This window comes from Haladaptatus cibarius D43 (genome assembly GCF_000710615.1).
In the GTDB taxonomy this organism is placed as follows: domain Archaea; phylum Halobacteriota; class Halobacteria; order Halobacteriales; family Haladaptataceae; genus Haladaptatus; species Haladaptatus cibarius.
In genome coordinates, this window is sequence record NZ_JDTH01000011.1 from 98185 (window position 1) to 120565 (window position 22381).

A 22381-nucleotide genomic window follows, 5' to 3' on the forward strand; every position below is an offset into this window, starting at 1 on the left:
AACGACTTGTGTTGTTTTTAAAACACCATAGAATTGGCGCAGCAACGACATCGATAATCATCCCTTCGAATCCAGTATGAAAGAGCAACCCCAATCGAGTGGCCAGCCGTGCGACGGCCTTTCCGATACGGAATCGAGTCTCGAACTCCACGATGGACGAAACCTCTCCTACACCGAATACGGAGACCTATCCGGTACTCCAGTATTTTTCTTCCACGGAACACCTGGGTCCCGCATTTGTGTCCCGGACCCACTCGCAATATCGTCAAACAACGTCCGGTTCATCACCGTCGACCGACCCGGCTACGGTAAATCGACGCCGATTTCCAATCGATCCCTGATGGACTGGTCCGACGACGTGGCCCAGTTAGCCGATACTCTCGGCATTGAGGAGTTCGCCGTTGCAGGGCTCTCAGGCGGCGGACCATACGCACTGGCTTGCGGAGCAGCACTTCCGGATCGAGTTACAACTGTCGACGTGATTAGCTGCATGGCTCCGATAGGAGTGGGAAACACGACCGAGGGGATGTCGTTGTATAATCGGCTTGGATTCCTCCTCGCTCGTTATACACCATTCGTGCTACCACTGGTTCTCCGCTCGATGGCTCGGCAAGCACGAGATGACGCCGAAGCGGTCGTTTCCGACGCTCGCTCCCGATACACACCATCCGACCAGCAGATACTGGACGACCCAGATATCCGACGAGATATGGCACGCGAACTAGCGTCTGCGTACAAACACAGCGTCGAGGGGCACGTCGAGGATTTGAAGTCACTTGCACGGTCGTGGGAGTTCGAGCTCGCCGAAATCTCCATCCCGGTTCGACTGTGGCACGGCGGCGACGACCGCAACGCACCGCTTCCGATGGCCGAGTATCTCGCCGAAACGATTCCTCACAGCCATCTCACGATCTTTCCCGAGGAGGGCCACCTCATCGCGTACGAACACTTCGACGAAATTCTTGGCGCACTCGCCGAGAAGAGCGTCTCTAGACAGAACGGCACAAGAGAGTGACGAGCAAATCGCATCCAATGTGACTGCATACTCTCATCGGTAGCTTCGTTACGTGTGCCGCTGAACGGATACGGTATGCGGTTTCTCCGATTAACACTCGGTCCGGAACTCATCGCGCCCAGTCCAGCAGCGACCAGTGGCGAGGTACTCAACGTTCAGTACGTCTCCGATGGAACAGTTCTAGAGCTCTACTCGGTCGAGGGAGACCTGGATAGGATTTTACACCAGATGGAAACCAGTCCGAACACGTGTCGGTTCGAATATCTGGGCACCCAGGCTGGTAGGCATTACATTTTCCACTCCGGGCGTCCGAGCGAGGAAGTGCAGGCTCTCATCGAACTGCTAGAAGAGTTCCATCTGATGGTCGTCCTTCCGTTGCTATTCGATGATACGACTGGCGCGACGGTCGACATCATCGGGGAAGCCGAGTCCTTACACCAGGTATACAAGCAATTCCCGCCGGAAATTCGACACCGAACGACAATCGAACAAGTGGGCAAGTACGTCCCGAATTACTCTGGCATTCTGTCAGTCCTCACTGAACGCCAGCGAGAAGTGTTGCATGCGGCCGTCGCAGTCGGCTACTATGCGACACCGCGGTCGGGAACCGCCGAAGACGTTGGTGAAGTCGTCGGGTGTGCGCCGAGTACGGCGGCTGAACATCTTCGGAAACTCGAAGCACGACTCTTTATCCACCTCGTAGGCTCGGAGTGAGCGCGAAACTAAGAATCTCGTTTTTGTATAGACGGTACGTATACACTGCTTGGTGGAGTACTCTAGTGAAGAGGTGAGAACAGTGGTCGACTCACAACCTCAGTACAACGAGTTCCGATCTACGATTGCTGGCGTTACCATTGAAGGACGTGCCCACTCGCTGAGCGCGTGGTTCGTCCTCGCGCTCAGACTGGTCATTGGGTTCGCGTTCTTCTACACGGGTATCGAGAAGATTCTCGGCGGGTTCGACGCACAGAACTACCTCGTAAACGTCGCCGCGACGAATGGGAACCCCCTTGCAGGACTGTTCCTGTCGATGGGGCAGACGTCGTGGTTCGTCGATTTTGTGAACGTCGCCGTTCCGTGGGGAGAAGTGGCCATCGGACTTGGCCTCATAGTCGGACTTCTGACCCGTCTCGTGGCGTTCTTCGGTGCGTTCCTGATGCTCATGTTCTACTTCGGCAACTGGAACCTCGAACACGGGTTCATCAACGCTGATTTCATGTACCTGCTGGTATTCCTCTCTGTCGCTGCGTTCGGTGCCGGTCGTATTCTCGGTCTCGACGCCATCGTCGAACAGTACAAAATCGATGGACGGGCCTTGCTCGACCGATACCCTCAGTTGGAATACGTTCTCGGCTGAAACTCATATTTGACGCAAAAAACGGTGTTCGAACGAGTTCGCCGTTCGGCTGGCTCCGTAATCAGTGCATGCTGCGGCAGCTCTCGGCGCACTCGCTGAGAACGTCTGCACAGAGCTGGCAGTGGTCGTGGTCGTGTTGCTCGCATTCATCGGCACACGCCTCACAGACGTCCGCACAGAGTTCACCGAGTTGGTCGCTGTAGTCCGAATCGCGGGCCATGAACCGTGCGTGCAGCGATGCGATGTCCGCGACGTCACGGCAGAGACGGATGCACTCGGCCATGTCTTCGCCGTGGTCGGCACACGCATCGGCACACCACTCACAGGCTTCGGCGGCTTCCGTACAGATTTCAATGCAGTCGCGCTGTTCTTCGCTCAGGTGGTCGATCTCGGAGACGGTGTCTGAAAGCGACATTGCATCCATTACTATGGGATGCTGCTTTTCCGGGATTGTGGCTTCGATTGTAAAGGAACAACGACTGTAATCCAGACCATCGACGGGTTCGTGGAGGTGCTGTATTCGCAACGGACGAGCGCAGAATCCCGAGATTGGCCATGAACCATGGAACGTAACTCGCTGCTGTGGAGGATCTTCGTCCTCATGGGGTAAGTAGTCCGACCGGAGGTTTACAAACCGAAATAGGGAGGTTGATATTCGGTGGTTTGTTAACGGTCACGTTGATTCCATCGTTTCTACCGCGGTGTGTCTACTTTGAAGCATGCACTGGCTCTCTTCGACGTCCTCGCGTTTCCGTTCAAAATCCCACCCCTATGAGGCGTATCGCAGATACACGAACTGATGAGGAGACAAAAAGCGTGAAGCTATTACTCGTTGGCTGCCTCCTGCAGTGATTCGTACTGTTCGACGATCTCCTCGGCACAGGACGAGCAACAGACGTGGTACATATCCCCGGAATCGACTTCCACCGTCTCACCGTCGCCACTAATCTGGTTTCCACAGATTGAACATTGGATGCCAACGTCGCCACTTCGGAGCGCTGGTTGCCACGACGAATGCAGCACCGATTCGACTTTGTAGTCCTCGATTGCCGCCTCGTCTAAGGTGTCGGTGAACAACTCGTGAACTTCCGACGTGTCGAGAATCACTTTAGCTACGATACGCGATTCGACCGTCTGAAACACGTGTTCGACACCTTCGATGGATACCAACTGTGACCGGATATCCGCCGCCTTACTGGCTTGAACGTCGAGAATCAGCAGCAGTTCGTCGGCTCTCGAAAGCTGTGTTTGATCCATCTCGACGGTAAATCGTCGAACGATACCGAGGTCTTGGAGTCGTTCGACCCGGTTGGACACCGACGGAGGTGACAGACCGACGACGTCGGCAATCTCCCGATATGGGCGACGGGCGTCTTCGAGCAACAATTGCAGGATTTCGATATCGGTGGAGTCCAACTCGGTCATTAATGGGGTCGGGAGAGGTTCGGGGTAATTCGTGCAACTGCTTGTCGCTTCTTTGGAAGAGTGTGATAGTTCATGCTCAGCGTTCCACGGTATACCCTGCGTTCTCGATGGCTTGTGCAATGGTATCTGTGTCTGCGTTTCCGCTAACCCTGACCCGGTCGGACTCATTATCTGCGGCGGCGTTCTCAACGTCGTCTAATTCTTCGAGTGTCGATTCGACTGTCTGTTCGCATCCGCCACAGCTCATCCCTTCGACGGTAAGTTCGGTCGTCATATCGCGATAATACGGGCGAACGTCTTTTTCTCGTTTCGGCTTCGAATCCGCGCATCATCGGTCGATAAATTCGAGGTTTCAAAACTAAGCGATTCGAAGGCCTTTTCAGCCAGCGAGAAAACCCGAAATGCTTTATTCCGATTACAAGCATCCGTGACCGTGTGTGAGGATTGTTATCCACGCGAACTCCTCACCCTCCACCGGCGTAGTCGTCTTGCTCTTCCTCGGCGTGAACCGACGACTCCTCTACACGGGCGGCATTCCGTATGTCGCGGCGCAACTCGTCCTCTGGTGGACAAGCGGCATGCCACACTTCCAGGGTTACGGTTTATTGGACAAAGTTAACCAGACGCTGTTGGTCGTCGTCTTGGCGTACCTCTTGATCGCCGAATAACTGGACGATGCGAGTCGTCGCCGCTATTGTTCGCGTTGGAGGCGTTCCCGGCGCGTATCGAACTCCTCTTCAGAGAGGTCGCCGCGGGCGTAGGCGAGTCGCAGTTCTTCGAGCGCTGCATCACCGCCAGCCCCATCGCCAGCGAGCGCGCGGTAGAGGACGTACCCGAGTGCAAGCACGACCAATAGCGAGACGAGCATCATCATCCAGCCCCAGACTGGCGTTTGGCCGCCGTATCTCGGCCCCATCATCCAGCCATCCATCATCGGGAACGCGAACACCATCATCAGCATCGGCGCGAACAAGATGACAGCCAGTATGACGACGATCAGTCGAAGCCACGAGTCGTTCTGACGTGTGGCGGTCATATGGAATACTAGCACTCAGAGTCAAAAAGAGGTATCGACGGTTCTGCACTCGTTCTAGAACCGCGAAATCAGACTGCCAGAATGGATTAGTCGGCCGCGCCGAATGTGAAAGCACCCACTGATGTCTGAAGAACAACGACCTAGTAATGGCTTGTCCAATCGACCGCTCCGGTGGCTGCTCGTGGCTGGCAACCGCGTGACTCTCGCCGGTGTGTTTCTCGGTGGAATTCTCCTCTTCGTTGCTGTGCTGACGTCTGTTGGTATCCTCTCTGGTCGGCCGTCTAGTCCAATGTACTTTCTGTTCAGTGCGTTTCTCGGCGGGAATTTCACGGTAATCTCGGTCGTGCTCTCAATCAACCAGCTCGTCCTCTCGCGTGAACTGGGTGCTCCCGGTGAGTTACGTCAGCGAATCGAAAACGCGCTCGAATACCGCGAGAACGCGCAAAAACGCGCCGACCAATCGGTAGCTCCGGTACTGCCGGGGAGCTTCTTGCGGTTTCTGCACGAAACGACCGAAACGCGAACCGAAGAACTCCGTAAGAGCGTGGTGAACACGACGGACGGGCGCTTGCAAGAACGTGTCGAGACGTTCGCCGACGACGTTCTTATGGACGTGAAGACGGTTCTTCGGGCGCTCGACACGGAGCCAGTGCAAATCTTCGCAGTCATCGAGGCGACACTCGGGACAAATCACGCCCGGCAACTCCGTGAAATCGACCGAATAGAGGCCGAGTTCGACGAGTACCTGACTGACGACCAGCGAAACGTACTCGGAGAGATTCGAACGAACTTCCTGCAGATCGACGTCGCCCGCAAGTACTATCGAACTGTCTACGTCGAAAAGGAACTCTCACATCTCTCGCGAATCATCCTGTACGTCGGCGTCCCTGCAGAGCTCCTCTTGGCCGTCGTCCTCGTCGTTTACGGTGGCGTAAAGACGACACCACTCGTCGCCGGGTGGCTCGACGTGCTCGTCCCTGTCGCACTTACTGCCGGATTTGGTCCCCTTGTCGTTCTCTTTTCGTTCGTCCTCCGACTCTCGTGGGTCGCCCAACACAACGCGTCGGTCGCGCCGTTCACCGCGTCAGACGAAGAATACCAGTTCTGATTAGTGCTTTGGGCCCGATTCGATACGAGATGGGTTTCACAAATGCGTGAACTCATATATGTCCTCGTGACGCTCGTGCTGGTCGGCCTCTGGTTAGGCAGTGCCTCGATATTCACTGGTATCGCATTTTGGGGATTCACGGTAGTCCTGGTCGTCGTCCAATTGACCATCTTGGTCTATGCGGTTCGAGATGTCCGACGTCGAAACGAGAACTAAAACGCCTCGTTTTTCAGTTATTTTTCGACAGAGTATCGCCTTCTCGAAGGGCGTTTCGAGTTCCAAATGAGACAACGATGGAACTCATGCCCACTGCAGTTCCGAAGAGCAGAACGAGACTCAGGACGTGCAGTGCGACGACATCGTAGGTGTGACTGATCGTTTTGCTCGCCACTGCCACACTGTCGACGAGTAGAATGAGCGCGAAGTACTGCTTGAACTTCGCCTCCTCGACGAACGCCGTCAACCGAGAGCCGAGATACGCGCCGAAGACACTCCCACCGAGTAGAGGAACGACGACCGAGAGGTGAACCGCGTCCGTTCGGGCATAGATAAATGCGCCGTAGCCGCTCGATATTGCGATTTGAAAGATGTCTGTTCCGACCGCTACCGTTTCCGGCAGGCTCAACCCGTACATCAGACTCGGCAGGACGAGGAATCCACCGCCGACACCGAGGACGCCAGCCAGCACCCCCGTCGTGAATGCGATTACCAGCACGACCCACACGGAAGCGGTAACCCCGCCGCTAAACGATAGCATTGGCGGAATTTTGACGGTTCCAATTTGCTGAAGGACGTTCGCATCTACCATTGTTCCCTGCACGGCAGTCCTGTTACGAGCGTCGAATAGCACGAATAGTCCGACCGCCGCTAACAACCCGACGTATGCGGTGCTGACGATGAGGTCTGCGAGTCCGATGGCTGAAAGCTCGAACAACACCCGCTTCCCGACCTCTAACCCCATCGTCATCCCCACGATGAGGAGCCCTCCCAATTTGTAGTCGATGTGGCCGAGACGGCGGTGTGTCACGACGGCCGTAATCGACGTTCCGAAGACGAATACCAGCCCGGAGCCGACCGCCGCCTCGACCGGATGGCCGAGAACGAGCAGCGCAGGCGTGACGAAGAAGCTTCCACCAAGACCAAAGAAGCCGAAGAGGATGCCGACCGTGAATCCGAACAAGACGAAGAACGCGATTCCCGGTTCGAACGACCACAGGCTCATTCCCCCCATACCGCTGTCCGTGACGAGAGCAACGATATTGGATCTTACTCCGCGTGCCGTAGGTGTCCGTCAGTCGTAGTCGTGTCCGCCTTCGTTGCCACTTTCGCCGCCATTCCCGTGCTCACCGTTGCTACCGTGGTCACCGCTCGTATTGCTCTGGTCTCGGTCGTTCTCGATAGTTACGTCACCAACCATCGTCGATGGATGCACGGTGCAAATATACTGGGCGATGTCGCGCGTAGCAACGAACGCGAGCATCTGTACTGCCCCCTCTTCGGCAACCTGTGGCGTCACTCGAATCGCATCCTCGGGTGGTTCTTGTCTCCCTCGATGGTTCCCCATCATCCCGTCCATCATGGTTCCATTCGTTCCGCCCATCATCGTCCCGTTCTGACCACCCATCATCGGCCCGCCGTCCTGCATGGTCCGCACAGTCGGCAAAATCACAGAGAGATTCTTCCCATTCGAGTCTCTCAACGCGAACGTGTGCGGTTGCCCGTCGAGGTTCTGCCACATGACGCCGTACGTCTGTCCCGGTTCTAGCTGGAGCGTCGGGTTTTGTCGTCCGGCAATCGATTGTGGACCCTGTCCTCGCCAACCGGAGACGCGGCCACCGAAGCGGAAACAACACATACCGCGGTGCTGATCACGAGACGTCGTTTCTTGTGCGCCCACTCCTGATGACAAGCCAATTACGGTCCCTCCCACGGTCGCGATGAACCGTCTTCGTGTCTGCTTTGCTGGTCGTGGTTTCTCGAACATGGTACTCCCCCCCTCGCGACCACGGCATAGATGATAATAAATCAAACTAATATCCCATAGCAGTGCAATCAATACAATCGATTTCGGGACCGATATTTGCATTAAACTCGTAACACGCAAGCCCATGACGATGGCATAACTGGCAGTTCAGTGAAATCCCCGGTTGATTCGCAGTGCATCGAAAACGCTGGATACACCAGTCACGCTGTCAGTCCGGTGGGGACTCGGCGTGGACGATCTCGGCGAGACTGTCGAGTTGCGCCGAGACGTGTGTGCACTCTCCGGCAAGGTGAAGGACGAGGTCATCGAAGGCAATGACGCCGACGACTTGATGGTCGTCAACAATTGGAATTCGGCGGACGTGGGCGTCGTTCATCGCCCGCAAGACACGCTGGATTTTTGCGTCTGCGTCGACGGACTGTGGATTCGGCGTCATCACGTCCTGTGCAGTGAGCATTTCGATATCAGTGTCTTCGTGGGTCAGGCTTGATGACCCGTCGTCGGCGACGACTTCGACAGCGATGTCCCGGTCGGTGACGACGCCAACGAGTTCGTCGTTTTCGGTGACGAGGACGCTCCCGACCGTTCGGTCGCGCATTATTTGGGCAGTCTTGGTGATGGGCGTGTCCGGCGTGACGCTGACCACGTCCCTCCGTGCGAGTCGTCGGGCGGTCATCCCAAGGTCGGTTCGTTCGGTGGCCATGGCACCAACCGTACGCTAGCGATAGTCTAAATTATTTGCCTGTCTCCTAAGGCCGGTTGAGTCGGCGTTCGTGCCAGTGGTCTACGCTATCGTCGGCAAATACGACGATGATCGCACTCCGGTTGACGAGGTCACTGCGATATACTGTGATCGACTCGGTGTAGAGCCCACACATCCATCAACCTCTGGATCGTACATCTATAAGTTCGCCATGGACGACCACGAACACTCACAGAACGGAGATCCTCCATCAGGAACCGATTCTCACCATGGTCGCAACAGTGTAGATGATGATGAGCCAGTCGGAACCAATGCGGACGACCGCGTAGAGCAATCGATGCTCGAGGAAGAGGCCGAGGACGCTGACGAGGCCGAGCGGGAGATTGCAGAACACGATGGACACGGGATGGGTCACGGCAACGGTGGAAACGGTCACGGTGATCACGGGGGTATGCACGAAGGGCACGAACAGATGTTCCGTCGACGCTTCTTCGTTTCGACCCTCCTTTCGATTCCTGTTCTTCTCTACAGTCCGTTCCTCCAGGAGACGCTCGGTTTTTCCGTTCCGGTATTTCTAGGAAGCCAGTGGATCAACCCCGTCTTCGCGGTGATCGTCTTTGTCTACGGCGGTGTGCCGTTCCTCCAGATGGCCAGCCCCGAACTGAAAGATCGCTCGCCGGGGATGATGACACTCATTTCGATGGCGATCACTGTCGCGTTCATCTATAGCTTGGCGAGCGTCGTCTTCCCGACGCAGTCTGCGTTCTTCTGGGAACTCGTGACGCTCATCGACATCATGTTGCTAGGCCACTGGATCGAGATGCGGTCAGTCCGGCGGGCGTCCAGTGCCCTAGACGAACTGGCAAAACTGATGCCCGACACTGCAGAGCGGATCACTGGGTCAGGTGACACTGAGGAGGTGCCAGTGAATGGACTTTCGGATGGCGATCTCGTCCTCGTACGGCCGGGCGCCAGCGTTCCCGCGGATGGCATCGTCGAGGACGGCGAGTCGGACGTAAACGAGGCAATGATCACCGGCGAATCCAAACCCGTGGCCAAGGAACCCGGCGACGAGGTGATCGGTGGGACGGTCAACGGTGATGGGAGCCTCCGGGTGCGGATCGACGCAACCGGCGACGAAACGACCCTTGCCGGGATCATGCGTCTGGTAGAGGAGGCGCAGTCGAGTAAGTCGAAGACGCAGGTACTCGCCGACCGCGCAGCGGGATGGCTATTCTACGTCGCTGTCGGGGCAGCACTGCTCACCGCAGTCGCCTGGACGGTCGCGACGACGTTCAATGCGACCGTGATCGAACGGGTAGTCACCGTCCTCGTCATCGCCTGCCCGCATGCACTTGGCCTGGCGATTCCACTGGTGGTCGCAATCAACACCTCGCTAGCGGCTCGCAATGGGATACTCGTCCGCGACCGCATCGCCATGGAGGAGGCGCGAAATCTCGATGCGATCATCTTCGACAAGACTGGAACGCTAACAGAGGGAGAACATGGCGTCGTCGGGGCGGCAACTGTCGACGGCATTGATGAAGCGGAGGCACTCCGACTCGCTGCTGCCGTCGAGAGCGATTCCGAGCATATGATTGCGCGAGCTATCAGAGAGGCTGCCGCTGAGCGGGGGATCGACGCGCCTGCTGCAGACGACTTTGAAGCGATGAAAGGCCGGGGCGTCCGCGCAACCGTCGAAAGCCAAGAGGTCTACGTCGGGGGTCCGAACCTCCTAGGGCATCTTGACAGGGATGTTCCAGCCAACCTACAGAATTTCGCCGACGAAGCAGGCGAAAACGCCCGGACGGTCGTTTATCTCGTCCGGGAGGGAGAACTAATAGCTGCGTTCGCGATGGCCGATGTCATTCGCGAGGAAAGCTACCGGGTCGTCGACGCACTCCATGACCTGAACATCGAGGTCGCAATGTTGACTGGTGACGCCCAGGATGTCGCAAACGCCGTCGCGGACGAGCTGGGTATCGACACGGTGTTCGCCGAGGTCTTGCCTGAAGACAAGGACAAGAAAGTACAGGAACTCCAGAATCAGGGTAAACTTGTCGGAATGGTCGGCGACGGTGTCAACGACGCACCCGCACTGGCGCGGGCCGACGTCGGTATCGCAATCGGAAGTGGGACGGACGTCGCCGTCCAGTCAGCTGACGTCATCCTCGTCCAGAACAATCCGATGGATGTGGTCCGACTCGTGAAGCTAAGTAAGGCGAGCTACCGGAAGATGCAGGAAAACATCGTTTGGGCTGCGGGCTACAACGTCTTCGCGATTCCACTTGCAGCGGGCGTGCTCGCACCGATTGGAATCCTCCTTTCACCTGCTGTCGGGGCACTTTTGATGTCACTCAGCACGGTCATCGTCGCCATCAATGCCCAGTTCCTCCGTCGCGTCGATCTTGATCTTCCATCGCTTCCAGGCACTTCTCCTTCTAGGAGTCCACGACCGGCCGACTAACCGAAGACCACATCGCTCTTCGACTCCTTTGCACCCCAATGCTCGTATTGAGACGGTTTGCTCCGATTAGTGGCCTATCTATTAGACTGGCACAAAGCAGCTGTGTGGATTGATGGCGAGCGCTTGGCCATTCAGGCGCTCATCATGTCGCGGCAGCTCTCGGCGCACCACTCACAGACCTCGATCGCTTGGGTGCAGATCTCGATGCACTCTTGCTGTTCGTCACTCAGGTGGTCGATCTTGGACGTCGTTTCTGCAAGGGACATTGCACACACACACACTACAGCAGGCTCACTTTCCCCGCTTCTGGCTTTGATTGCAAAGGACCCCCTATTAGTTGCAGTTTCCCAGTGGCATGTGTAGCGAGCTAGTCTCGGAAAAGATTGTGACATGTGATAACACTGTATGTCGTACACAGTACGTAATCCGCCGTACCAGAATTCTGATGACAAACACGGTTCTCATGGCTGTCCAGGGATGCTCAAAGCCACAGTTGAATTAGTTGCTTGACGGATTTTGTCGCTAAAGAGAACGTGAGCACAGTGGCGAGCAGGCTATCAAGACAAACCACAACCCCCTTCGTACCTTTGTCTTGTTAGCCGAAAGCCCGTAAAGTGTCTCTCCCATAAGCCACAGACATGGACCGAAGAGAGTACGCAATCCTCGCACTCATCGCGCTCGCGACGGTCGGGATCGGCGTGATCACCACGTCGAAGCCACTGGCGACGTTCTTCGTCGAGAGCACACGCCAGTTCCTGTCCACGACAGCGGCGATGGCGTGGATCACGTGGTGGGCGCTCGTCATCGGCTTCGCCATCGCTGGTGGCGTCGAAGCGTGGACGTCCAACGAAGAAGTCGCGGACCTCCTCGACGGCCACGGTGCACGTGAGATCGGGTACGGATCGTTGTTCGGATTCATCTCCTCGTCGTGTTCGTACAGCGCCATCGCCACGGCGAAAAACCTCTTCAAGAAGGGAGGATCGGCGGCGGCGACCATCGGTGCGTTCATGTTCGCGAGTACGAACCTTGTCATCGAAATCGGCGCAGTCATCTGGATTCTACTCGGCTGGCAGTTCCTACTCGCGGACATCATCGGTGGGTTCATGCTCATCGGCTTGATGGCACTCGGGTTCGTCTACGTCGTCCCTCAATATCGTTCGACAGCGTTAGTGACCGTGGGTGGTGAGGTAGGAATCACGGTCTCCAGAGACGGAGGCAGGATATAGCTCGACCGTTGCGTGGTCAACACCGTTGTGAGCGAGTGCTTCGTGGACACGCTGCGACACTACCTCGGCCTCGGTCATTGTCTCCACTGGGGTTTCAATATGCGTCGTTGCGATCGTGATCTGGCTGCAGATCTGCCACGCATGGAAGTCGTCAATTCGTTCAACACCCTCGATGTCAAGGAGGCGTGCCCGGATTTCCTCCCCGCTCAGCGGTGTCTGGTGGAGGAAAATGGCACTACTACCCCGCAGTACTTTCACCGCTGACCACGTGATGATGACAGCAATGAGGCCTGCTGTGATCGGGTCGACGACACGGATTCCAGTCACCTCGATGATGATCGTAGAGAAAATAACGGCGATTGAGCCACCTGTATCGCCAAGGAGATGATAGAATGCACCCCGTTCGTTGAGACTCATCTCTCCACCTTGTAAAACGTAGACTGATCCAATGTTCACTAGCAGACCACCGGTTGCTATAACAAGTGTAGGCACAGTACCGATGGTGACTGGGTCAAGGAATCGCTGGTAAGACTCCCAGAGAATAAACCCAACCATCGGAAGGAGCAAGAGCCCGTTGAGGAAGGCTGCAAACGGTTCGAGACGATGAAGTCCGTATGACCACCGATCGCTGCTCCCGTAATTCTCGGCGATATATGACGCGGCGAACGCCATCACGTACGCCAATGCGTCGAACAGCATATGGAAAGCATCACTAAGCAACGCGACCGAACCGAAGAGGAGGCCGCCAACGAGTTCGGCGAGAAATCCTAGAAGGTTGATCACGGAGACAGCGGCCAATTTCTGACTGCTTGTTGAATCAATGCTGTCGCCGTGGCTATGTCCGTTATGAGTGCCATCGTCGGAACCAGTCATCCCGTGGTCGTTCATCGTGCTTCCTCGTTGTCACGCCACCGTTATCAAATCAGCTACCAATTATGACGTTATTTTCGGTTATCTCTAACAAGAGACGGTAGATATTTTATTAATAATCTATTCACCTATTGATACAGGCGCGTAAGCGAAACCGGCCTAGGATGATTCAACAACAGTTGAAACAGACTATGATCAGATCTTCACAAATATTTGAGACTATTTACCGCTCCCAGTCCGATCGTGTCACCCATCTCCAACTCCTAAATAAGTCATGAAAATATCAACAAGTAAGAAGGTCATCAGTGGTTAGCTAATCTCGAGATCTGCACGAGTTCAATCGAGTCGGTACGCCACCAATCCAAGAGATGGGATGATATCGAGTACAGCTACTCAACTACCACGGTCCCACGCATTCCAGAACTCTCGTGAGGCACACAGAAGTACTCATAACTGCCGGTGACTTCGAACGTATGTTCATATGTGTCCCCCGCAGCTAGGAGACCACCACTGACGTCGTTTCGAGCCCCTCGCTCGGACGTGAATCCACCACTGGCGAAGTATCGTGCGTCAGCGGGTATTTTGTCCTCGTAGGCCGTTACTGTGTGACCAACGTCGCTGTCGTTCACCCATTTTACTGTCGCGCCTGGACTGACTGTGAGACGTTTCGGATCATAGGCAAAACTATCGTTCATCGAGATACGCGTCGTCCCGTTTGAACTCTTTTGGGACGAACAGCCTGCAAGAACTGTCGCGATGACTGTCGTTCCGCCGAGTCGGAGTAGTTGTCGTCGATTCATATGTTGTGTGAAGGTCATATGGAGTACGATTAGAGTGCGACGAAAAGGTCGGTGACGTACATCACGACGAGTCCCACGAGGAATGTGACGAGGTTCAGTGCAGACGCTGCTTGTCCGTTCCGGCTAATCATGCCGCGCAGTTCCCAGATGACCTGGAGAATTGCACCCACGCCGACGGCGAGGAAGAATGCACCGAGCGTCGGCGAGAATGCAAGACTCCCGAGCCATCCACCGAGGATGACGGGCGCTCCTGCGAGGACACCGAGCCCGATGAAGTGTGCGATGCTTGGACGTTCACCACGTGCAACGGGTGCGACGACGGCCGGCCCTTCGGTCACGTTGTGGAGCATGAAGCCGATAACGAGGAACGCGCCAAGCGAGACGCGTCCGAGTGCGAACGAACTTCCGATGGCTAGCCCTTCGGCGAGGTTGTGCAGGCCGATGCCGAGCGCGACCAAATAAGCGATCCACAGCCCGCTCTGTGCACGCGAATCACCAGCAGCAGCGCGGCCCTTCCGCCATGCGCTGACGGATTGCACTGCGAGTAATGCGCCGATAATGCCGAGTGCAACGAGGGCGGTTCCCTCAAACGCACCCGGTACCTGTTCGCCGAGTTCAAACGCCTCAAATCCGGCATCAATAGCGAGGAATGCCAAGATACCTGCCGAGAAGGCGAGAATCGCATGCAGCCAGCGATCACTCATTGACTGCAGGAACGGGAACCACAGCATCCCGAGTGCAACGGGAATGACGCCAACGAACAGGCCAATGACGGCCATCGTCAACAAGAGGTCACCCGTCAATCCCGGCGACTGGCTGGGTGCGACGATAGTGTGGTGGACGGTGCTGCCGTCCGAGAGCATCAGGGCGACTTCAAGATCCCACCCTGGATTCCAGTGATACGGAACGACGACTTGCGCACTCTCACGTGGCGCGAGCGTATTGTCGCCACCTGCACCTTGGACATCAAAGTTCCAATATGCCTCGGCGACGAGCACTTGTGATATCGTCACTTCGTTCGGCCCGTTGTTCGTGACGTGGACGACGACCGTCTCGTCGTTCGGCAAGGTCGTGTGCGTCACTGTCACGTCGGGAAGTGGTTCGCCCCCGGTATCGAGCGACGCGAACGGCGTTGCTGCGAAGAAGCCGCCTGCTATGAGGCCTAAGAGGAGGATTGGGAGGAGTGCAGCCACCCACTTGGGAAGCCCGAGTGGACGTTCGGTTCGGTTCACAGTCGTGCCGCCATCAGTGTTGGGTTTGCTCATTTAGACCACCTCGAAGAAGCTCATCCAGCCAAGTTCAGCAAACTCGGACTGGTGAGCGTGGAACATGTACAGTCCCGGGTCATGATTTGAATAGTCTAATTCGATGATACCGCGCTGTGCTTGACACTGCATGACCGTATCCACCGTCTGGAGCGTCGGTGTTAGCGTCGTCCCGTGGTCATAGTAGTCGAAGAACTGCGAGTGGGTGTGGAACGAGTTGATGGGATCGAACTCGATGGCGTTAACGAGGTACACCCGATGGCGTTTCGTCTTGTCCAGCTGAATCGGGCGCTTCGTCTCACCAGCTTTCCAGTTGCCACTGCCGTCAGTCTGCCCGACGCCGTACGCAAACGCACGAGTGTTCGCGGCGTACACCTCGTTGTCGCCATCGAAGTTGGTGTCGAACCCATTCATCACCATCACCATCTCGTTGATGGCATCGTTCTCCTGATACTCGTGGTTCCGGCTTTTTGCCTCCGCGACGAGTTCTGTCCGAAGTTGTTCGGTAATCTGCGACCGATGAAAATTACAGTACTCCTCTGGTTGCTCGGCAACGCGCTCCGGGTCTGGGTCGATGATGATTGCCCCGTACAATCCTCGATGGATGTGTTCTTTGAGTGGAAGCGAGTGGCAGTGGTAAAAGTGACTACCTGCGGGTTGGGCAATCCATTCATAAGTGAACGACTCTCCCGTATTGAGGACACCCGGTCCGTTCTGCGGAATCCCGTCCATCTCCGGATTGAGGTTCCGGAGATGTGGATGGATCGTGTGAGCATGCCGACCGAGGTTTTCGAACTTCACGCGGATGAGGTCGCCTTCGACGGCGCGAATCGTCGGGCCAGGCACCTGCCCGTTGTACGCCCACGCTGGAAACTCGATTCCGGGTGCGATGCTAATCGTCGTATCGACGGCCCTGAATTCAAACTCGCGAACCGTTCGACCATTCTCCTTGTATTTCCGCTGAGGGACGTTTTCCTGTTCGCCGCGACCCGTGTTGAACTGATACAGGTACTCATGCGGGTCAAAATCCACATCACGGTATTCGCCGACCGCTCCAAAGTTCCCGTGTGAGTCTCCGCCAGAGCCCCCGTGGTCGTCGCTTCCTCGTCCGATACCAGTAAGCGCGGCACTTCCCGCTAGACCGACACCGCCGAGAACTGCTCGCCGAGTGGTTTTGAAGTCCTCTCCAAGTGAGTCTACTAAGCTATGTTCCAGTTTGTCTGTGAGTTCTGCTGCACGTGAATAATCTAGTGATGGCATTACGTTACCTCGTGTATCTGTTCGGTTGCTGCAGAATCCTCTCTATCTGCTGAAATAACACGAATTGTCGCTGCTATTTCTTGAGTAAGCGGACTGCTCTGCTTCGTATTCCGAACGTGGATAGTTATTGTTCCAATTGGTGCCACCTCGGTCACCCGAATCACTGCTCCAGGAACAACACCGATGTCAGCAAAGTACGTGAGAACGTCTGCCGTATTCTCGTGAACTTCTTTTATTACTACTTTGTCGCCCACCTCACATTCGGTGAGGAAACAGTCGTCTGCATTTGTTGGGAGTTTGAGCTCCTCTGTCGGAATAGGCGCCCCATGTGGGTCTGCTGTCGGGTTGTCCAGTTTGTCGGCGATTCGCGACTCCAATTTTTCACTGATATGATGTTCGAGCACGTCGGCTTCCTCGTGAACTTCCGTCCAATCGTAGCCGAATTCCTCCGTCAGGAATAGTTCAAGCAGACGATGACGTCTAACTACCGTACGTGCAATCTTCTCACCGTTCTCGGTGAGACTTGCACCCTGATATTTCTCGTAGACTACGAGCTCGTCGTCCTGTAACTGGTTTAGCATTCGAGTTACTGTTGGTGGCGTCACTCCGAGTTCAGTCGCGATCGCTGATGGTGCGACTGGTGCGTGGTCATCCTGAAGACTGTAGATCGCCTTCAGGTAGTCTTCCACTTTTGGAGTGACCATGACGAAGGTTTTGATACGTCTAAATAAAAACTTTGCCATCCCGTTATTGTGTTTTTGCGATATTAAATACGGTGGATATTGCTTCTTCTACACCCCACTGAGCCTCTAACGAACGTGAACCAACTCGGGGTCACGCCCCGAGGCATTTGCCTTGTTCATCTGTCAATTAACCAAGTGTATTCAATTGCACTGTAACTTGAACGGGCTGGCCCCTCCGAGAACCATTCAGACAGCATCAGCGCCAACGACACGAGCTCGTTGACCAACAAGCTCCGAACTATTTGTCTTGAATCTATCCGCAGAACTAATCGGTGGTTGTTATGTTTGGTGATTCCAATGGATAGGATGTATGCTATCCCCTGTTTGGTGGAATCGAATCCGATACCGTCTCTACGCGCCAATCTACGACCGAATAACCAAGCCGCTGGAACAGGGTCGTCGCGAAGCGATAGAACTCCTTGACCTGGATCCGAATGAAAAGCTTCTCATCGTCGGTTGTGGTACCGGCGCAGACCTCGAATACATCCCTAGGGGGGTGGATATCACCGCAGTTGATCTCACGCCAGAAATGGTTCGACGGACGGTAGCGTCCGCAGAACGAATTGGTCACGAAATCGATTCGCAAGTGATGGACGCTCGTTTGCTTTCGTTTGACGACAACGAATTTGATGCCGTGATACTTCACTTGATCCTCGCCGTCGTTCCCGAACCGTCCTCGGTGGTCAGCGAAGTTTCGCGGGTTCTCGTTCAGGGTGGTCGAGTTTCAATATACGATAAGTTCCTCCCTATGGATGAAGAGCCGTCGCTCCCTCGACGACTGATTAATCCGCTTGCATCCGCGCTCTTCTCGGATCTCAATCGACGACTCGAACCGATGGTTGACAGCTCTGATCTCTCCATCGAGGTACGGGAACCCGTTTTCAACGGACTCTACACGGTCGCAATCGTCAGGAAGTGATTCAACTGAACCGAGAGCGAATAGGATCGAATCCTGAAGGAAAAATGAGCTCCGACACAGCCTGACCGTTCTTGATGAAATGAAGGTACTATTTCCTTCGAGTCTGCGGTCTTCCATCCCTTCCCAGAAGTCGAGAATACGTTTCTCACTGCATAGGATTCTCCGAGCAGCTCACAGTACTCGCAAGTGCGGTTACGTTCTCACTCACTGACTTCTCATGGTAGTCATATGCTGTACACACAAAAGCGGATGGTCACTTCGGCATCCACTTATGAGCCTGACGGAATCGGGGACGGGGAATCTGGTAGAAGCCACCCCGGAACAATCCGCGTCAGGATGACCATCCCAGTCAGTTCGACGAGCGTCTGGGTCACGACGACCGCCGGTGCGAGTGCATAGCCCGATGGTAATGCTAGCGCCAACGGTAGGACAACAAGCGAATTTCGCGTCACGGACGTGAATACGAGCGCACGACTCTCACCGACGTCCATCCCGAGCAGTCCAGCAGCAAGTCGACCGAGCAGCGGCATGATGACAAGAAACGCCACGTACACCGGAACGACAGCCGCGATTTGCCCGATCGAATCCTGGACGCGCGGCAGCTGTGAGGCAATGACCACGAACAGCGTCACACCCATCATCGGCACCGGCAACCATCCCATCACGTCCTGCCACTCTTCACCACGTTCTGACCGATCTGCCCAGAGTTCGGTTGCCCACGCGAGCGTCAACGGTAGTGCAATGATCATGACGAACGCCTTGATGAACGGCCCAGCCTCAATGAACTCAGCCACCTGCTGGCCCATGAACACCCAGAGGTACACCGGGAGCAACAGCAATTGCACGAGCATCAGTGCCGGTGTCGCAGCAGTGATCTGCTCGGCGTCCCCGCCCGCGAGATCCGTGAACGTGATGACATAGTCGATACACGGCGTCAGCAACACCATGAACGCACCGACGAGTATCACCGGTTTCTGTGGCAGGAACCGTGTAAGGCCGAACACCACGACGGGGACAACCACGAAATTCATCCCAAGCGCGGCCACCATGAAGCGCCCGTTCCGGAAGGCTCGCCTGATTCGAACGAACGGAATCTCCAGGAACGTCACGTACAACAATACCGCCAGAACAGGATTAATGAGCGGTTCGAGACCTGAACTCGCACCTGGCAGTCCAAGACCGACCCCGATCGCGAGGAGGACGGCGACAGCGTACAATCCGACCTGGTTGTGCTGAATCCATTGCTTTGAAAGTCGGGTCATAGAGTCTCTCTGTAGTTATTGAAGTTCGAGTATTGAGTACGGGGTGGTTAGGCTTCTGCCGGGAGTCGGTCATTGACCGCGCCAACGATGAGTTCCACGTCAAGGTTAGCGCCGTGAACGTCTTTCTCCCAGATCGTCTCATCATCGACAGTCACGATGAACACACCCCCATGGCCAGGGGTGAATGTGACAGCATCCAGATCCTGCCCGAATTCGTTCAGGAGTCGGGTCTGAGTCTTAATCGCCGAGTCGAGAAGTCCACAGGGAACACAGTATTCGATTTCGATTACTGTCATATCTACTCGCTTCTCGAGCTGGTATCGCCATAAAGCTAGGATGAGGGTTCCCTAACCGGGTTAGCGCAAGCTAACCAGCTTCTCATCAGTCAGCAGTTGTGGCCGGTTCTCCGCTCGTCAACGAAGTGTCACGGTCCAGTGTCCAGCCAAGCACACCACCATAGACCAAATGCAGAACGAATGTTGCAACTGCAATTTTGGGAGTAATCGCCGTCCCAAAGACTCCCCACCCGAGGAAGGGAAGGAACGTGACTTGCATGAGGGCCCAGAGCACGACTCCGAGACCAAGTCCCTTCCAGATCGTCACTGGATGCGCAACTCGGACGAGAACGGCACCGAACAGACCACCATATCCGAGATGGAGCCCGATCGCGAGTGCCATCAGCAGTGGTTTTGGGACACCACTACCGAGGAGCTGACCGGCTACAGCTTTTGGGATTGGTTGTGGCATCGGGGATGTACCTGTTACTGTTGCTAGCAGCATGGGGATCGACATCGCGATTGTCGCACCAATCCCATAGCTGAATCCGCGTCTCAGTCGTTGTCGTGGCATAGTCAAAGAGACCGAGACCGCCCACATAAGGCTAAGACAAGGCCGAACTGACGAACTCAGCGGAGCCATACCAGGTGAGGTCACCCTAATCGAGGAGACGGTCAGTTGGTTGCCACAGCGAATATGAACCGGTGCCCAGAACGAGAATCACACTGGATCCGACGAGGACGACGATGTTTTTCCAATCTGGCCTAACGTACAGAATCGCGACGATCATCACGGGAATTAAGAACAAAGCTGCGAGTCGCCCGCCAATTCCGAACAAAAGCATCACAACTGCTGCGACTTCGAGAAGTCCGGTGACGATGACCATTACTGCCGGAAATGGTATTCCATACGCATCAAAGAAAGCAACCGAGTCGCTGTACGTGACGAACTTACTCAGTGCTGGTTTCGCGATAAGTGCTACGAGAACGAGACGGAGGCCTGTAAGAAGCCAGTTCGGGGTCAACTGATGAAGTGACTGAAGAGGATTTACGCGCACTTCTCCCATATCTGGCAGTCGTCAACAGCTCGAATAAGCGTAAGCGAAGCTCATGCTGATGAGGTACTGCTTACTAACCAACTCTAATTACCGTATTGGCTTTGGAATGCGGACTTAGTAGCAGTATAGTAATGACGTCTCAATCACTACTGCTTGAGTAGAATGAGCCAAGCATCCAACGAGGACTGCATTGCGTCGTGGTGTGCTGACGATGAGTGGTGTACTGTGACGTGTACAGCCCATCTTATCGGGAAGAAGTGGCATCCGGTTATCGTGCATCGGTTACTTGCGTGCGGCCCACTCGGGTTTAACGCCCTTAAAACAGAAATCGACGGTATCTCCAGTACTGTCCTCTCGAATAGTCTGGAGGATCTCGAAGAAAATGGCCTGGTGAATCGCGCGATCGTGAGCGAGAAACCATTTCGCGTCGAGTACTCCCTAACAACGGAAGGAGCATCACTTAAGCCGATTATTGAGGCGATGGATGCCTGGGGCGATGACTATCTCAATAGATCCAACAGCTGTGCCTGAATCGATGCAGTCTATCTCGTCGGATTTTCGTTGCCACAATCATGCGCCGCTACGTGAAATCAAACTAGACACCGATGCCGATTATCGACCTGGTTTAGGATTCGGTTTGGACAGACTCCTGCTCAGTTACCCATTCGAGCAGAGGATCAAGTTTCTCACGGAGGCTCTCTCCCTTCTCTGTGAGTTCGTATTCGACACGCGGCGGTATTTCTGCATACTGCTCTCGCGAGAGGTACCCGGCTGCAACGAGTTCATCGAGGCGTGTCGATAGCGTTGAACTGCTTACGTCGTCGAACATATCCTCGATTTCACTGTACCGAGCTGGCCCTAACGCCCCCACAACACAAACTACCTGCATTGCATAGCGGCGACTGAGTAGATCCATTACTCCCCCAAGTGGACAGTAACAGATTGGACCGTCACTAGGTGAATTTTCCGTTTCAGACGATGTCTCTTGATTATTCGCCATAGCTGTTGTTCCCCGTAGTTCGTTCGATACTTCGGCCTTGACAGTATAATAGCTTTGAGTCTCAAAGTAACAGTGCACCATGGTAGACCCCAGTAAGAGTACGAGAGACAACCAGCCTGTAAACAGAGTGATCGATGGTCCTACGGATGGAGATCTTCAAGAGATTACCTGCACGCTCACGGAAGAACAGACCGACCAACGGAGAAAATGGGTTGAGGAGAACCTTCTCCCTCATTTAGAGACTATCGAGGAGCACGAGGACGGCTTCTCGTTCGTGTTTGACCGGAATCCGGAGGCCTACACTGCAGTCGCAGAAGTAGCGTGGAAGGAAACTCAATGCTGCTCATGGGCCACGTTTGAAATCGAACTCCCGCCAGGCGACGATCCCCTCAAGTGGAATATCAGTTCAGACCGGAAAGAGGGTGTGGACTTCTTTAGGGGAAAGTTCCAGGAAACGCTCCAAGAATTCGAAGACACAGCTACAGGAGACTATGTTCTGCGTTGTCTCTGCCAAAGGCACGTCATCCCAACCTCGAAGGGTGGATTTAATTAGTGTATTTGCCACAATTCGATTTTAGCTGAATGCAATTCACTTGTTCAGTAGAGCT

The 22381-nt window shown here is 55.2% G+C and carries 27 protein-coding genes and 1 pseudogene; 11 read left to right on the top strand and 17 right to left on the bottom strand.

Annotation, left to right across the window (positions count from 1 at the left end; all coding sequences use genetic code 11):
- Nucleotides 1–76 precede the first annotated feature (76 nt).
- The 3 genes from HL45_RS18695 (at nt 77) to HL45_RS18705 (ending at nt 2372) form a co-directional block, all read left to right on the top strand.
- A complete protein-coding gene (locus HL45_RS18695; protein WP_049972729.1) occupies nt 77–1015 on the top strand; it encodes an alpha/beta fold hydrolase in 939 nt (312 codons plus the stop codon).
- A 75-nt stretch (nt 1016–1090) separates the two neighbouring features.
- On the top strand, nt 1091–1729 hold the full coding sequence (locus HL45_RS18700; protein WP_049972730.1) for a helix-turn-helix domain-containing protein: 639 nt from the start codon (nt 1091–1093) through the stop codon (nt 1727–1729).
- Between the two features lie 124 nt (nt 1730–1853).
- Nucleotides 1854–2372, top strand: coding sequence for a DoxX family protein (locus HL45_RS18705; RefSeq protein WP_394324790.1), 519 nt, complete (start codon nt 1854–1856; stop codon nt 2370–2372).
- Nucleotides 2373–2433: 61 nt separating this feature from the next.
- On the opposite strand, the gene HL45_RS18710 is transcribed toward HL45_RS18705, so the two are convergent.
- The 3 genes from HL45_RS18710 to HL45_RS18720 all read right to left on the bottom strand — a co-directional run bounded on the left by HL45_RS18710 (nt 2434) and on the right by HL45_RS18720 (nt 4071).
- A complete protein-coding gene (locus tag HL45_RS18710; protein WP_049972731.1) occupies nt 2434–2787 on the bottom strand; it encodes a four-helix bundle copper-binding protein in 354 nt (117 codons plus the stop codon).
- Nucleotides 2788–3197: 410 nt separating this feature from the next.
- Nucleotides 3198–3797: an AsnC family transcriptional regulator gene (locus tag HL45_RS18715; protein ID WP_049972732.1), complete on the bottom strand. Its 600-nt coding sequence runs from the start codon at nt 3795–3797 to the stop codon at nt 3198–3200.
- A gap of 76 nt (nt 3798–3873) precedes the next feature.
- Complete coding sequence (locus HL45_RS18720; RefSeq protein ID WP_049972733.1) at nt 3874–4071, bottom strand: heavy-metal-associated domain-containing protein; 198 nt, start codon at nt 4069–4071, stop codon at nt 3874–3876.
- A 163-nt stretch (nt 4072–4234) separates the two neighbouring features.
- On the opposite strand from HL45_RS18720, the gene HL45_RS18725 reads away from it, so the two are divergent.
- Nucleotides 4235–4465 carry a hypothetical protein gene (locus HL45_RS18725; protein WP_049972734.1) on the top strand — a complete coding sequence of 77 codons (231 nt, stop codon included), beginning with the start codon at nt 4235–4237 and terminating at the stop codon, nt 4463–4465.
- A gap of 23 nt (nt 4466–4488) precedes the next feature.
- Here HL45_RS18725 and HL45_RS18730 read toward each other — a convergent pair whose 3' ends face one another.
- A complete protein-coding gene (locus tag HL45_RS18730; protein WP_049972735.1) occupies nt 4489–4833 on the bottom strand; it encodes an SHOCT domain-containing protein in 345 nt (114 codons plus the stop codon).
- Nucleotides 4834–5122: 289 nt separating this feature from the next.
- On the opposite strand from HL45_RS18730, the gene HL45_RS18735 reads away from it, so the two are divergent.
- Both HL45_RS18735 and HL45_RS20970 read left to right on the top strand, forming a co-directional pair.
- Nucleotides 5123–5941 (top strand): hypothetical protein, encoded by an 819-nt coding sequence (locus HL45_RS18735; protein ID WP_211250904.1) that lies wholly within the window; start codon nt 5123–5125, stop codon nt 5939–5941.
- A 42-nt stretch (nt 5942–5983) separates the two neighbouring features.
- Entirely contained in the window at nt 5984–6157 is a 174-nt protein-coding gene (locus tag HL45_RS20970; protein WP_158413729.1) for a hypothetical protein, read from the top strand.
- A gap of 13 nt (nt 6158–6170) precedes the next feature.
- On the opposite strand, the gene HL45_RS18740 is transcribed toward HL45_RS20970, so the two are convergent.
- The 3 genes from HL45_RS18740 to HL45_RS18750 all read right to left on the bottom strand — a co-directional run bounded on the left by HL45_RS18740 (nt 6171) and on the right by HL45_RS18750 (nt 8628).
- Complete coding sequence (locus tag HL45_RS18740) at nt 6171–7172, bottom strand: sulfite exporter TauE/SafE family protein (protein ID WP_233274855.1); 1002 nt, start codon at nt 7170–7172, stop codon at nt 6171–6173.
- Between the two features lie 60 nt (nt 7173–7232).
- Complete coding sequence (locus HL45_RS18745) at nt 7233–7796, bottom strand: hypothetical protein (protein WP_144240145.1); 564 nt, start codon at nt 7794–7796, stop codon at nt 7233–7235.
- 337 nt (nt 7797–8133) lie between these two features.
- Entirely contained in the window at nt 8134–8628 is a 495-nt protein-coding gene (locus HL45_RS18750) for a CBS domain-containing protein (RefSeq protein WP_049972739.1), read from the bottom strand.
- A gap of 211 nt (nt 8629–8839) precedes the next feature.
- Between HL45_RS18750 and HL45_RS18755 the strand changes: the two genes are divergently transcribed.
- Both HL45_RS18755 and HL45_RS18760 read left to right on the top strand, forming a co-directional pair.
- Nucleotides 8840–11095 carry a copper-translocating P-type ATPase gene (locus HL45_RS18755; protein WP_049972775.1) on the top strand — a complete coding sequence of 752 codons (2256 nt, stop codon included), beginning with the start codon at nt 8840–8842 and terminating at the stop codon, nt 11093–11095.
- Nucleotides 11096–11733: 638 nt separating this feature from the next.
- Nucleotides 11734–12243: pseudogene (locus HL45_RS18760) on the top strand (permease); the annotation flags it as partial.
- An 18-nt stretch (nt 12244–12261) separates the two neighbouring features.
- Here the strand turns inward: HL45_RS18760 and HL45_RS18765 are convergent.
- From HL45_RS18765 to HL45_RS18785, 5 genes are all read right to left on the bottom strand, one after another.
- Nucleotides 12262–13209, bottom strand: coding sequence for a cation diffusion facilitator family transporter (locus tag HL45_RS18765; RefSeq protein ID WP_049972740.1), 948 nt, complete (start codon nt 13207–13209; stop codon nt 12262–12264).
- A 371-nt stretch (nt 13210–13580) separates the two neighbouring features.
- A complete protein-coding gene (locus HL45_RS18770; RefSeq protein ID WP_368085954.1) occupies nt 13581–14009 on the bottom strand; it encodes a plastocyanin/azurin family copper-binding protein in 429 nt (142 codons plus the stop codon).
- Nucleotides 14010–14020: 11 nt separating this feature from the next.
- Complete coding sequence (locus HL45_RS18775) at nt 14021–15256, bottom strand: ZIP family metal transporter (protein ID WP_049972741.1); 1236 nt, start codon at nt 15254–15256, stop codon at nt 14021–14023.
- Nucleotides 15257–16516, bottom strand: a complete 1260-nt coding sequence (locus tag HL45_RS18780; protein ID WP_049972742.1) for a multicopper oxidase domain-containing protein — start codon at nt 16514–16516, stop codon at nt 15257–15259. It abuts the gene before it with no gap.
- Nucleotides 16516–17220 carry a metal-dependent transcriptional regulator gene (locus HL45_RS18785; RefSeq protein WP_049972743.1) on the bottom strand — a complete coding sequence of 235 codons (705 nt, stop codon included), beginning with the start codon at nt 17218–17220 and terminating at the stop codon, nt 16516–16518. The genes HL45_RS18780 and HL45_RS18785 overlap by 1 nt, the downstream gene beginning before the upstream one ends.
- A 349-nt stretch (nt 17221–17569) precedes the next feature.
- On the opposite strand from HL45_RS18785, the gene HL45_RS18790 reads away from it, so the two are divergent.
- Complete coding sequence (locus tag HL45_RS18790; RefSeq protein ID WP_049972744.1) at nt 17570–18178, top strand: class I SAM-dependent methyltransferase; 609 nt, start codon at nt 17570–17572, stop codon at nt 18176–18178.
- A gap of 269 nt (nt 18179–18447) precedes the next feature.
- Here HL45_RS18790 and HL45_RS18795 read toward each other — a convergent pair whose 3' ends face one another.
- The 4 genes from HL45_RS18795 to HL45_RS18810 all read right to left on the bottom strand — a co-directional run bounded on the left by HL45_RS18795 (nt 18448) and on the right by HL45_RS18810 (nt 20782).
- A complete protein-coding gene (locus HL45_RS18795) occupies nt 18448–19440 on the bottom strand; it encodes an arsenic resistance protein (RefSeq protein WP_049972745.1) in 993 nt (330 codons plus the stop codon).
- A 47-nt stretch (nt 19441–19487) separates the two neighbouring features.
- Nucleotides 19488–19736 carry a SelT/SelW/SelH family protein gene (locus tag HL45_RS18800; protein WP_049972746.1) on the bottom strand — a complete coding sequence of 83 codons (249 nt, stop codon included), beginning with the start codon at nt 19734–19736 and terminating at the stop codon, nt 19488–19490.
- A gap of 85 nt (nt 19737–19821) precedes the next feature.
- Nucleotides 19822–20358 (bottom strand): DUF6789 family protein, encoded by a 537-nt coding sequence (locus HL45_RS21995; protein WP_368085955.1) that lies wholly within the window; start codon nt 20356–20358, stop codon nt 19822–19824.
- A 16-nt stretch (nt 20359–20374) separates the two neighbouring features.
- Nucleotides 20375–20782 carry a DoxX family protein gene (locus HL45_RS18810; RefSeq protein ID WP_049972747.1) on the bottom strand — a complete coding sequence of 136 codons (408 nt, stop codon included), beginning with the start codon at nt 20780–20782 and terminating at the stop codon, nt 20375–20377.
- 153 nt (nt 20783–20935) lie between these two features.
- Here HL45_RS18810 and HL45_RS18815 point away from each other — a divergent pair, with 153 nt between their 5' ends.
- On the top strand, nt 20936–21304 hold the full coding sequence (locus HL45_RS18815; RefSeq protein WP_049972748.1) for a winged helix-turn-helix transcriptional regulator: 369 nt from the start codon (nt 20936–20938) through the stop codon (nt 21302–21304).
- Between the two features lie 94 nt (nt 21305–21398).
- Here HL45_RS18815 and HL45_RS22000 read toward each other — a convergent pair whose 3' ends face one another.
- Nucleotides 21399–21854, bottom strand: a complete 456-nt coding sequence (locus HL45_RS22000) for a winged helix-turn-helix transcriptional regulator (RefSeq protein WP_368085956.1) — start codon at nt 21852–21854, stop codon at nt 21399–21401.
- Between HL45_RS22000 and HL45_RS18825 the strand changes: the two genes are divergently transcribed.
- Entirely contained in the window at nt 21853–22326 is a 474-nt protein-coding gene (locus tag HL45_RS18825) for a hypothetical protein (protein ID WP_049972750.1), read from the top strand. The genes HL45_RS22000 and HL45_RS18825 overlap by 2 nt on opposite strands.
- Nucleotides 22327–22381 lie beyond the last annotated feature (55 nt).